This window comes from Type-D symbiont of Plautia stali (genome assembly GCF_001485335.1).
GTDB classification, from domain to species: Bacteria; Pseudomonadota; Gammaproteobacteria; order Enterobacterales; family Enterobacteriaceae; genus Pantoea; species Pantoea vagans_C.
This window is the reverse complement of the sequence record NZ_BBOC01000067.1, coordinates 1-10,913: the sequence shown is the minus strand read 5'-3', so window position 1 is coordinate 10,913 and position 10,913 is coordinate 1. Positions and strand designations below refer to the sequence as shown.

The window sequence follows — 10,913 nt, the reverse complement described above, 5'->3', positions numbered from 1 at the left end:
CGATCAGTGAAACATCGCCAACTGTTGGTTAAACAGGGCGTGCATATATTGGCGAGTCGCGATACCGCGATGACAGGCGCAGGCCAGGTGGGCATCGGCACTGCGCAGGTGATCGCGTAAGCGGCGTTCTGCGCCTTCTGCGCCCAGCATCTGCACCAGCGTGGATTTACCCTGATCCTGATTGATGTCTTTGCCCGTGTGCTTGCAACTGTCTGCCAGATCGTCAAGCAACTGAAAAGCCTGTCCCAAATCCTGCGCAAAATAGCTGAGTTTTTGGCGCATCTGCGGGGTAGCATCGGCGGCGATGGCCGCCATTTGCAGCGTGGCGCGGAACAGTACGCTGGTTTTCAGTTCATTGGTTATGGCAATGGCTTCCGGGCTGCGCTGCTGCGCACCTTGGTGCAAATCCTGGAATTGCCCTTGCACCAGGCCTTGTAATCCAACGGCTGAAGAGAGTTCCGCAATGGCTTGCGATTTCTGCAGCGGCGGTAAGCCGGGCGCAATGGCAATCACTTCAAACGCACGGCTGAGCAGGGCGATGGCGGCCAGAATCGCGACGCTTTCACCAAATTCGCGATGCACGGTAGGGCGACCGCGCCGCATCTGCGCATTGTCCATGGAGGGAATATCGTCGAGGATCAGTGAAGCGGCATGCACCATCTCTACCGCGCAGGCCAAATCGAGAAGGCCGCGCTCGCTGGCATCACACCCCATATCTCGTGCCGCCAACAGCAGCAGTAAAGGACGAATACGTTTACCCGGCGCCAGTGCCCCGGCGCGCATCGCCGCACGCACCTGATCGGTTTGCTGGCCGGCGGGAAGTAATTGCTCCAGGTGCGCCTGCAAAGTCAGGTGCAATTGGCTGAGTTCATTTTCCTGGTCTGCTGTGATGTCGACATGGGCGGTCATAGTGGCTTTCCATGGTTAGTTGAATTGTTATGGTTTTTTAATTAACCGTAGACTGCGTAAGGTGAGTTCGCCACCGGGTGGAGGGTTGGATAGCGCGATTAGCGTTCTCGTCGTACCGGCCCGTTATATTTTTTTGGTGCAATGAATACTCTTTTCCGCGTGATCCTATTAGCGAAATAAGTAACAGCGGTGCCGTAACATCAATTACTCCGGTAGGCTGGTGAGTAATGACTCTCCATTCGGGAAAAATAAAATGAACGCTTCTCAACCGCAAATTCTGATTATTCAGCCGCTGATGCCACAGTTGGATGCCAAACTCTCACAGCATTTCCAGTGCCATCGTTTATATGATTATCAGGATCCCGCACTGTTTCTTCAGCGGCAGGGAAAAGATATTCAAGGGATTGTGACGCGTGGTGACGTGGGTGTGGAAACGGCCATTTTGGAACAGCTGCCGGCGTGCAAAGCGATTGCCGTATTTGGTGTGGGTACTGACCGTATCGACCTGCGTTACACCACTGAACATGGCATTCAGGTCAGTATTACCAGCGATATTCTCACTGACGATGTGGCCGATCTCGCCATGACGCTGACGCTGGCCTTCTCACGTAACCTGGTGGCGAATCATCTGTTTGCTCGGTCAGGGGAATGGGAGAGCACCGGTGCGTCACTGGCCACCAAAGCCAGCGGAAAACGTATGGGGATTGCGGGTTTAGGCGCGATCGGACTGGCGATTGCACGGCGTGCCGAGGCCTTCGGCATGGAGGTTGCCTACACAGCACGCAGCGCCAAAGATGTGCCTTACAAACGCTGCGACAACATTGAGCAACTGGCCGCATTCAGCGACTTCCTGGTGTTGTCATTGCCAGGTAGCCCGGAAAATCTTCAGCTGGTGGATGCCAGGGTACTGGCCGCTTTAGGTAAAGAGGGCGTGCTCATCAACATCGCGCGGGGTACGGTGGTCAATGAAAATGATCTGATTCAGGCGCTGCAGCAGGGCACCATTAAAGGTGCAGCCCTGGATGTATTCGCACAGGAACCGGTTATTCCTGCTGCGCTGCGTGAACTCGATAATGTACTATTAACCCCGCACATTGGCAGCGCCACCCATGAAACGCGGGAAGGCATGGCAAATAATGTACTGGAGAATATGCTGGCCTTTTTCTCAACCGGGAAAATGCTAACGGCAATATAATTTAATTTTCTGGTGGCAGAAGATTTTCTTATATTCACCGCAATGATTGTTATTTAACCATTGCAATTTCACTCTGCCGAAGTTGTTATGATAATGGCAATTAAACCAGGAGCCATTCATGACAACTCAAAAGATTGCAATTATTGGCGGCGGCGTCATCGGATTAGCGGTGGCGCGCGCGCTGGCGTTGCAAGGCGTGCAGGTCACCCTGTTCGAACAACAGCATATCGGTGCAGGCACCAGCAGCACCACCTTCGCCTGGGTTAACTCCAACGGCAAGCAACCGCTCAGCTATCATCAGCTCAATGCGCTGTCGATGGAAGAACACGTCAAATTACAACTCACTCAACCAAATGGTCTGCGCTGGCTGGAAACCTGCGGCACCTGGGAATGGGCCGCAGAAGGTGAGGCTCAGCAGCATTTGCTGCAACGCGCCACGTCACTGCAATCGTTGGGCTACCCGGCGCGCGAAGTCACGCCCGATCAGCTGCAACGTGAGATTCCCGAGCTGCGGCCGCAAGCGGTCAGCGGCGCGGTGTGGCATTTTCCAACCGAGTCGGTGCTGCATCCGGCGCTGTATCTGGCGCGGCTATGGTCTGAAGCGCGCGCTCATGGGGCGATTCTGCATCAACATCAGGCTATCCAGCGCATCGCTGAACAGGCTGATGGTGTCACTTTGCAGCTTGAGAGCGGCGAGCAGTGGCAGGGTGATTGTGTGGTGATTGCCACCGGACGCTGGGCCAATCAACTGCTTAACACCCTCGATGTCGACCTCGCACTGCTCGACACCAGCAAACCGAATGCCGTGGCCTGCAGTTTCCTGGCGCGTACCGCACCGCAGCCGCTTTCTCTGAGTGCGAACCTGATTGCGCCGCAGCTGAATGTGCGGCCAGATGGCGGCGGGCGCTTGCTGTTACAGGCACTGGAACTAGATGATTTGGCCGATCCTGCCGCGCCGCCTTCCACACAAAGCGCTATTGCCGAGCAGTTTCGTGAACGCTATCAATCCCTGTTTGCCGATGCCGGTGAACTGCAGATTGAAAAGATCGTCGTGGGTCAGCGCGCACGTCCAGCCGACGGCTTACCGGCGATGGGCTATGTCACACCGCAGCAGCGCGTTTATGTTGCGGTCACACACAGTGGTATTACGCTGTCGCCCTTGATTGGCCGGCTGGTGGCGGAGGAGTTAGTACAAGATCATGCCAGCGATCTGCTCGCCGATTTCCGCCCTCAGCGGTTGATGGGAAGAAGCGCCAGTGATTTCATGCCGATTAAGCGTAATTTCCCAGCGGCACAATAAAGCCATTTTCCTAAATAATGATATTTTTGTGCCATTTTTTGCGGGTGGGCTCGGGTTTGTTTGTTGCAAGTATGTTATTACTGAAGGCAATCAACACAGTATTCACTCTCAAGGAGGCAGTATGAAAATCGGTATTGTGGGTTACGGCACGGGCGGGAAAAATTTCCACGCGCCTTTTATTGAAGCAGCACAAGGACTGGAACTGGCGGGAATTGTGGCGCGCGCACCTGCCACCATTGCGAAAGTGAAAGCTGATTTCCCAGACGTACCGATTTACGCTAGCCTGACCGCGATGCTGGCGGCCGGCATCGATATCGTTACCATCACCACACCACCACAAACCCGACGCGAGTTGGTATTAGAAGCGATTGCCGCCGGTGTGGCGGTGATCGCCGATAAACCGTTTGCACCGGATGCCAAAACCGGCCGTGAGCTGGCGGCGGCGGCGGCGGCCAAAGGCGTGGTTCTGGGTGCCTATCACAACCGTCGCTTTGATGCGGATTTGCAGACGCTAAAACAGTTGATTGAACAGCAGCGATTAGGGAGGGTCTGGCGGTTGCACAACCGTATGGATCTGGATGAGCCGCAAACGCTGGAAGGCGGCCCAACCGGTGGACTACTGCGTGATATGGGTAGTCATCTGGTCGACCAAGCTATCTGGTTGCTGGGTCCAGTCAAGCGCGTTTACGCCCAGTTAGATCATGTCGAGGTAGCAGAAGGGACCACGGATGCCAGTTTTGTCCTCACCCTGACACACCAGAACGGCAGCCATTCCCACGTCTCATCCAGCAAAATCAATCATCTGATTGCGCGTGAATTGCGCGTCTACGCCGAAAAAGGCAGTTTCACCTCCTATGGTACTGACGTTCAGGCGCAGGCGATCTTCGCAGGTAAGCGTCCGGCTGATGATTTAGCCAGCTGGGGCTATGAGGCAGAGGCAAACTGGGGGACGTTGAATACCGAGCAGGGCAGCGAGCGTGTGCCCTCCGCACAAGGCGCCTATCATGCTTACTATGAAGCCTTTGCCGAGGCGGTTCGACAGGGCACGCCGCCACCGGTCACCGCTGAGCAAGCAATAGAAGTGCTTGCCGTGCTGGATGCCGCTTTTATCAGCGCACGCGAAAATCGTGTGGTGGATATCTCTTAAACCCGGAGCGCTGCCTGCGGGTGGCGCTATTTTCCTTCCTGGATGCAGCCCTGCTAGAATACCCGCCTTAAAAATTGAACCTCAGGTTGTTGTTGTGTCGAATTTAACCTTCCGAAATGCCACCTTAGCTGATGTTGATCGTTGCTACGCCATTGAAACCGAAGCCTATGAAGGTGATGAAGCAGCCACACGCGAGAAAATCGCTACGCGTATTGCCCAGTATCCGCAAGGCTTTATCTGTCTGGAGATCGCGGGCGAGGTCGTGGGCTTCATTAATGCTGGCTGCGCCTGGGACGTGGTAATGTCCGATGAGGCGTTCAAAGAACTGATCGGACACGATCCCGCGGCACCCAATGTGGTGATTATGTCGGTGGTTTTAGACCCGGCCTGTCAAGGGAAAGGCTACGCCTCACTGATGATGCGCCATTTCATTGACACCATGAAGCAGATGGATAAACAGACCATCCATCTGATGTGCAAAACCCATCACGTGGATCTGTATAAGAAGTTTGGTTACCAGTACATCAAACCTTCAGAGTCGGATCACGGTGGTATGGCGTGGCATGAGATGCTGATGACGTTGTGATAACCGAAAATGGGCTAAGTAAGTCATGCTGTACTCAATTTAGCCCCATGCACTATTTTGCAGAACAACCCGATACCCGTCCGGGTCGATAAAGGTGCGCCCTTTAACCTCCCAATAGGGATTAAACGAGGAGGCCTTGATGAAGCCCGCGGTGATCATTTTTTCGCAGGTTGCTTGCCATTCATCTTTGTCTGGATAGTAAAGCACCAGCAAGTCCTCTTCTGTCTGCGATGGCTTAACCGGATGGTGCAGACACACCGTGAATTCAAGGTGCCAGGATAAATTATTCAGACCTAACATTATTCCGCTGAAACCCTGATGATCGTTGAATTCGGCTATCTTTCGCAGCCCCAATCCTTCGCTGTACATATGAAATGCACGATTAATGTCTGTAACGGGTCTGGCAATGCGCATTTGGCTAAACATCGGGTCAACTCCTGTAAAACGGTTCTAGAAAAGTTTCTACCTCCTGAGTTTATCGCTAATGAGATTATCAATTTGTCGCTGAGAGCGGATGGGTATCGATTCCAGATTAACAGCAAATAGGGTGACGAGGGGTTTAGCTTTCGAGCGCAGCCTGAATGACAGCGTCCATTTTCTCTGGAGTGGTGAACGGTGCAAAACGTTTAATCGGTTTACCATCGCGTCCGATCAGAAACTTTGTGAAGTTCCATTTGATGCGCCCGCCCAACACGCCAGGCAACTCATCCTTCAAATAACGAAATATCGGATGTGCCGCAACGCCGTTGACCTCCACTTTTCCGAACATCGGGAAGCTCACACCGTAGTTGATATTACAGGTCTGCGCGATATCATCGGCACTGCCGGGTTCCTGCTTACCGAACTGATTGCAGGGAAAACCCAGGATCATCAGACCCTGGGCGGCATATTTCTTGTAGAGCGCTTCAAGGCCCGCGTATTGTGGTGTGAATCCACAATGGCTGGCGGTATTCACCACCAACACCACTTTGCCCGCATAATCGGCCATAGCGATGGACTGTCCGCCCAGGCTAGTGGCATCAAGTTGATAAAAAGGGCTCATGTGGTGATCCTCAAAGGTGAAGCGGTTCGGTGTAACAGACTACTCGAAGAACCCCATGATTTTAAGCAGTGAGATCCTCGGCCCCTTAATTCTGCTGCAAATCGGCAATAGCCTGTTGCAGGTGCTCCAGAAACGCCTTCACTTTAACCTTTAAATATTTTCTGCCGGAATACAGTGCATATAACACCAGATCCTCGGGTTCCCGGTCACAGTTAACTCTGACAAGGGAACCACTATTGATTTCTGATTGACAGGAATGAAGAGGCAAAATGGCGAAACCAAGTCCTTTCAGGGCTGCCGCTTTGGCCATCTGTCCACTGTTCACCTTGAATCCGGATTGTACCTGGACAGTTTGGTTCTGCTTGAACCGCCAGGGCATTCCCTGAAGTACTGACATACTGGTGATACAGGGGAGCTTACTCAGGTCATCAACCGATCGGGGCGATGGATGGCGTTCCAGAAGTTCTGGCGCAGCGACGACACAACTCGGCCAGCGCAGAATCTCTCTGGCAACCCAGCCAGAGTCCTCCAATGGGCCACGGCCAAAGCGTAATACCAGATCAAACCCATCCAATAGTCCCTCTGTCGGGTCCAGTTGAGTGTCACAACTGAGCTGTATTTGTGGATGCCGAACGCAAAAGTCCGCAAGAATGTTCGCCATAAATGGGAGGTCAGGTGTGATGATCTTCAGGTGACCGGACAGTGAATCGCCAAACAGCGACACTTCTTCCAGTGCATGATCCAAAGCTTGCGTAAGCGGCGCAATAGATTGATACAGCTGCTTCCCTGCTGCGGTTGGAATGATCTTACGCGTGGTGCGCTCCAGCAGTCGCACATGAAGTTGTTGTTCCAGTAATGCGATATGCCGACTGACATTGGATGAGGGTAACTGAAGCTGCTCTGCCGCGAGCTTAAAGCTCAGCTGTTCATATACAGCCTGAAAACAGATGAGCCACTGCGTTTCAACTTTCTCTAACATTGATTATCCCAATAATTGAGATTAATAAAACAACAAAGCCATATTTATCACTAATAGGTTGGTTATTACAATCTCCATTAAGTTTTGCAATCAGGAAAGAAATAATGACCAGAACTCAGAACATTGCCATCGTGGGTGCCGGAGTCGCAGGATTGGCACTCGCAATTCTCGCCACTCAACAGGGCCATAAAGTCAACCTCTTTGAACGTGGTAGCACAGTGTCTTCTGTCGGGGCGGGTGTGACGTTATGGCCCAATGCCATGTTCGTCATGCAGCAGATGGGACTGGAGAGAGAACTCATGCGAATGGGGGGATCTCCAGACATGATGCGCCAGTTTGACCAGCATGGTTCTCTTCAGACAGAGTTTGATGTTCTGGCGGTAAACTCATTATGCGGTTTTCCCAGCGTGACGATATTACGACGCGAGCTAATGAGCGCAATGGCCGGTGCATTTGAGAGACTGGGTGGGAAGATCACGTTCAACAGCTCGATCTCTGCAGCAGATGTAATGAAGTTAGGCAAGGATTTTGACCTGGTCGTTGGCGCTGACGGGCGTATGAATTCAGTGGTTCGCCAGACATTGTATGCGGAGGAAATCACGCCTCGTTATCATGGTTTTGTGAACGTTATCGGCGTGGCTAAGCCGCTAACGGCTGTTCCGGACAACGTTATTTATGACTTTCGCGGTCAAGGCCAGCGTTTTGGCATCGTCCCGGTGAATGATGGGGGGTGCTATTGGGCGGGAGCGTGGAACACTTCTGCTGATAAGGAACGGCCCAAGGCCGATTTGTATGCAGAGTTGCATCAGCGTTTTCATGACTGGCCTGAAGCTGTGAAGAAAATACTGCTGACTTGTGATAGCGCATCGGTTAGCCGTGTTTTTGTTCACGACATTGACCCTCTTCCTTTTTGGCATCACGACAATGTTTTGATTATTGGAGATGCCGCTCATGCCTCCTTGCCGACATCCGGGCAGGGGGCATGCCAGGCGCTGGAAGACGCCTGGCATCTTACTCAATTACTGAATCAAACGGATAATCTGGAGATTGCACTACAACGTTTTTACCAACAGAGGCACATCAAGACTTCATCCGCGCAGAAGGTTGGAAGAGAATTCGCTACGAAGATTTTTTCTGAACAACCTGAACCCTTACTGCCAACATCCAATATTTCTGCTGTAGAACTGAGCCGGTTCTGGATGCAAGGTTTAACGTAGTTAGCCTCTAATACCAACTTGTCGCGGTTCGGTTTGCCGGTAGGTAAACCGAATACTCATTGATGCAATGTCATTGATAGACATCCAACCGAGTAGTTTTCGCCTGAAATCGTCAAGGGTGATCAGAGGTCTTTTCTAAGAAATACTCGGCTGGTTCCATCAGGCAGGCAAGGTATTTCGCCGAAGCGCTGCCAGCCGTTTTTTTCATAGAACGCGGGTGCCTGGAAAGTAATTGTATACAACACGGCAGTTTTACATCCTCGTTCTCTGCCTTCATCTTCAACACGTTTTAGGATTTGACTTCCTATGCCTTTTCCTCTGATTTCAGGGGGAAGATAGACCAGATCGATAAATAAAAGTCCGAGATAGGTGCGGCCCAGCATTCCACCCAGTACAACCCCATGCTCATCCCGAACAATGATGGCGAGTGGTTTATTTTCGTTAAATCCAACGGCCTCATCATTGTATTGATTAAGTCCGGATTCAATCGGCAACGCGAACTCAGGGGTGATTGAGTCCGAGACTTCAATATTCAGCACATTCATGGCGACACTCCTTTTACACCAAAATTTGTAATCCAGACTCTGCCTTCGGCCTAATAACGTACTAAGCCGCCATCTACGGCGTACTGACTGCCAGTGACGAAAGAGGAATCATCGGAAAGTAGAAATAGTGCGACAGCAGCAGCTTCATCTGCGGTACCCGCCCGACCCAGTGGCACCTGGCTGACCACAAAATCTTCAAACTGCTGGCGCGAAGCTTCCGGCATAAAATGCCTAAAGTTCGTTTCAATCGGGCCTGGCACGAGGGTATTTGCGCGGATACCCCGCTCAGCCAGCGCAGAAGCCCAACTTTTCACCATTGCGATAACGGCACCTTTGGTTGCAGCATAAAGACTTGTCATTGCCGCGCCTTCATAAGCCGATGAGGAAGACGTGACCAACACAGACGCACCGGAATTGAGGGCATCAGAAAGGGCCGCAAGTTGCAGCATTGGCCCCCGAACGTTGGCATTCATCATGCGATTAAACGTATCGGCAGTTACCGATTCAGGGAAGCCGACTTCTGCAAATCCTGCATTAAGCCAAAGCCCATCAAGCGAACCCCAGTGGCCGATCGCCGCTTGCAGCTCACTGATATCGGATTCGCTGGCCGCATCATTTTTGAGGATCAGTGACGTTTCAGGCAATAGCGCACGGGCGCGTTGCAGTCGTTCTTCATTCAGCCCCGTGATGGCAACCAAGCCACCTTCGTTCACGATGCGTTGAGCGCCTGCCAAGCCCATGCCACTGGTGCCGCCAGTAATGAGAATGCGTTTCCCTTGAAACCTGCTCATGATTGCTCCTGTTCGGTTTTAAAATCTGCACTTACCTTACGGAACATCATTATAGGCCGTCATCTGTTTCGTTCGGTTATGAAGAGAGGGGGGATGGTGCTCTCCTGACGGAAAGCTGGTAAAAGGTAGGGTTTGAAGGACAGCTAAGAGTATTCAGATGCGTTTTAACTATGCAGTCCTGTTTGCCACGACCATTGGCGCACCAGAGTTAATCTTCATCGCGAAAATCCTTTTTATTTACTCGCGCTTCAACCGTAAAACCACATTTCAGCATCTGTATTGCCACGCTGCCGCTGATGTAACGTTATTCATTTTCAACGTAATGGAGTTCTTAATTGCGATGGAGAAAACTTATCGCTTCTAATGAAATAGCGTCTCCATACGCACGAGTATTGCTCATGTAGAACTGAATGAAAAAGTCATTGATAGCTTTGGCCGTTTTACTATTGGCGGGTTGCGCGAGACCTTACGGACCTGTAGCCGGGACAGTTAATGACCAATTAACTAAGTCGGACCCCAGCAAACAGCAGACTAAAATCAAGGTACTTCGTCTTACGCAGTTCAGGGACAGCTTATTCAACCTGTGCACGTTTGATTTTTCGGTAGATGGAAAGCTTGTTGCATTTCTGAGGCAAAACAACTACGTGACCGTTTATCTTGATCACGGCATGCACTACCTCAGCTATACCTACAGCTGCGATGAGGGGCGTCCTTATGCCCAAAAAGTGCTGGAAGTGATCACCAACGGCATGCCGCAGGAGTATTCAGCTAAGATTGGCGCTTTCGGACAGTTGTTTATGTGGCGCACGTCATAAACTCACGCCCGTTTGCATGAACTACACTCCTCAAAAAGCATTACAAGAAACGGTATAAATGTCTCCCACATGTTTCATGTTAGCAGGCTGCTCCGGGCCTTAAAGCCCGGCAGTTATCGTCAATTTCTCAGCAACGAATCAAGAGTATGTAGCACACAGTGTCTGTCAGCAGGTTCCGAGCCAAACTGCGCGTTGATTGCGACATTCTGCAGAGCTATAGCAGTTGAACTTCGGGATTGTTATTGCACCTCAATCTGCCGTTCAGAGAGAGCATATCTTTCTGCATGCGTTGCCCCTTCATCGGGTTGATACTGATGGTCGATTTCAGCCCTTAATAGGCGTTACACGAATCAGAGGAACTGAATGGAATGGCTGTCTCCGATGCTG

13 protein-coding genes are annotated in these 10,913 nt (G+C 51.7%); 7 read left to right on the top strand and 6 right to left on the bottom strand.

Features of this window, described 5'->3' with window-relative positions; translation table 11 throughout:
• Positions 1-3 precede the first annotated feature (3 nt).
• On the bottom strand, positions 4-909 hold the full coding sequence (locus PSSD_RS18940; protein WP_058973290.1) for a polyprenyl synthetase family protein: 906 nt from the start codon (positions 907-909) through the stop codon (positions 4-6).
• 253 nt (positions 910-1,162) lie between these two features.
• Between PSSD_RS18940 and PSSD_RS18935 the strand changes: the two genes are divergently transcribed.
• The 4 genes from PSSD_RS18935 (at position 1,163) to PSSD_RS18920 (ending at position 5,137) form a co-directional block, all read left to right on the top strand.
• Positions 1,163-2,104, top strand: a complete 942-nt coding sequence (locus PSSD_RS18935) for a 2-hydroxyacid dehydrogenase (RefSeq protein WP_058973289.1) — start codon at positions 1,163-1,165, stop codon at positions 2,102-2,104.
• Positions 2,105-2,222: 118 nt separating this feature from the next.
• Positions 2,223-3,404, top strand: a complete 1,182-nt coding sequence (locus PSSD_RS18930) for an NAD(P)/FAD-dependent oxidoreductase (RefSeq protein ID WP_058973288.1) — start codon at positions 2,223-2,225, stop codon at positions 3,402-3,404.
• Positions 3,405-3,525: 121 nt separating this feature from the next.
• Positions 3,526-4,551, top strand: a complete 1,026-nt coding sequence (locus tag PSSD_RS18925; RefSeq protein ID WP_058973287.1) for a Gfo/Idh/MocA family protein — start codon at positions 3,526-3,528, stop codon at positions 4,549-4,551.
• 94 nt (positions 4,552-4,645) lie between these two features.
• Complete coding sequence (locus tag PSSD_RS18920) at positions 4,646-5,137, top strand: GNAT family N-acetyltransferase (RefSeq protein ID WP_039337336.1); 492 nt, start codon at positions 4,646-4,648, stop codon at positions 5,135-5,137.
• Between the two features lie 39 nt (positions 5,138-5,176).
• Here PSSD_RS18920 and PSSD_RS18915 read toward each other — a convergent pair whose 3' ends face one another.
• From PSSD_RS18915 to PSSD_RS18905, 3 genes are all read right to left on the bottom strand, one after another.
• The gene (locus tag PSSD_RS18915; RefSeq protein ID WP_058973286.1) at positions 5,177-5,563 is read right to left on the bottom strand and encodes a VOC family protein; all 387 of its coding nucleotides are present in this window, start codon (positions 5,561-5,563) and stop codon (positions 5,177-5,179) included.
• Positions 5,564-5,696: 133 nt separating this feature from the next.
• A complete protein-coding gene (locus tag PSSD_RS18910; protein ID WP_058973285.1) occupies positions 5,697-6,179 on the bottom strand; it encodes a glutathione peroxidase in 483 nt (160 codons plus the stop codon).
• Between the two features lie 85 nt (positions 6,180-6,264).
• A complete protein-coding gene (locus PSSD_RS18905) occupies positions 6,265-7,158 on the bottom strand; it encodes a LysR family transcriptional regulator (RefSeq protein ID WP_058973284.1) in 894 nt (297 codons plus the stop codon).
• Between the two features lie 104 nt (positions 7,159-7,262).
• Between PSSD_RS18905 and PSSD_RS18900 the strand changes: the two genes are divergently transcribed.
• A complete protein-coding gene (locus PSSD_RS18900; RefSeq protein ID WP_058973283.1) occupies positions 7,263-8,375 on the top strand; it encodes an FAD-dependent monooxygenase in 1,113 nt (370 codons plus the stop codon).
• A gap of 122 nt (positions 8,376-8,497) precedes the next feature.
• On the opposite strand, the gene PSSD_RS18895 is transcribed toward PSSD_RS18900, so the two are convergent.
• A complete protein-coding gene (locus tag PSSD_RS18895; RefSeq protein WP_058973282.1) occupies positions 8,498-8,920 on the bottom strand; it encodes a GNAT family N-acetyltransferase in 423 nt (140 codons plus the stop codon).
• 50 nt (positions 8,921-8,970) lie between these two features.
• A complete protein-coding gene (locus PSSD_RS18890; RefSeq protein ID WP_058973281.1) occupies positions 8,971-9,711 on the bottom strand; it encodes an SDR family oxidoreductase in 741 nt (246 codons plus the stop codon).
• Positions 9,712-9,868: 157 nt separating this feature from the next.
• Between PSSD_RS18890 and PSSD_RS18885 the strand changes: the two genes are divergently transcribed.
• Together PSSD_RS18885 and PSSD_RS18880 are read left to right on the top strand one after the other, a co-directional pair.
• Positions 9,869-10,075: a hypothetical protein gene (locus PSSD_RS18885; RefSeq protein ID WP_058973280.1), complete on the top strand. Its 207-nt coding sequence runs from the start codon at positions 9,869-9,871 to the stop codon at positions 10,073-10,075.
• Between the two features lie 46 nt (positions 10,076-10,121).
• A complete protein-coding gene (locus PSSD_RS18880; protein WP_058973279.1) occupies positions 10,122-10,526 on the top strand; it encodes a hypothetical protein in 405 nt (134 codons plus the stop codon).
• Positions 10,527-10,913: the final 387 nt, after the last annotated feature.

Coding starts and splice junctions, on each gene's coding strand:
- PSSD_RS18900 (WP_058973283.1), top strand. CDS start 7,263: ATGACCAGAACTCAGAACATTGCCATCGTGGGTGCCGGAGTCGCAGGA.
- PSSD_RS18895 (WP_058973282.1), bottom strand. CDS start 8,920: ATGAATGTGCTGAATATTGAAGTCTCGGACTCAATCACCCCTGAGTTC.
- PSSD_RS18890 (WP_058973281.1), bottom strand. CDS start 9,711: ATGAGCAGGTTTCAAGGGAAACGCATTCTCATTACTGGCGGCACCAGT.
- PSSD_RS18915 (WP_058973286.1), bottom strand. CDS start 5,563: ATGTTTAGCCAAATGCGCATTGCCAGACCCGTTACAGACATTAATCGT.
- PSSD_RS18930 (WP_058973288.1), top strand. CDS start 2,223: ATGACAACTCAAAAGATTGCAATTATTGGCGGCGGCGTCATCGGATTA.
- PSSD_RS18940 (WP_058973290.1), bottom strand. CDS start 909: ATGACCGCCCATGTCGACATCACAGCAGACCAGGAAAATGAACTCAGC.
- PSSD_RS18935 (WP_058973289.1), top strand. CDS start 1,163: ATGAACGCTTCTCAACCGCAAATTCTGATTATTCAGCCGCTGATGCCA.
- PSSD_RS18905 (WP_058973284.1), bottom strand. CDS start 7,158: ATGTTAGAGAAAGTTGAAACGCAGTGGCTCATCTGTTTTCAGGCTGTA.
- PSSD_RS18925 (WP_058973287.1), top strand. CDS start 3,526: ATGAAAATCGGTATTGTGGGTTACGGCACGGGCGGGAAAAATTTCCAC.
- PSSD_RS18880 (WP_058973279.1), top strand. CDS start 10,122: ATGAAAAAGTCATTGATAGCTTTGGCCGTTTTACTATTGGCGGGTTGC.
- PSSD_RS18885 (WP_058973280.1), top strand. CDS start 9,869: ATGCGTTTTAACTATGCAGTCCTGTTTGCCACGACCATTGGCGCACCA.
- PSSD_RS18910 (WP_058973285.1), bottom strand. CDS start 6,179: ATGAGCCCTTTTTATCAACTTGATGCCACTAGCCTGGGCGGACAGTCC.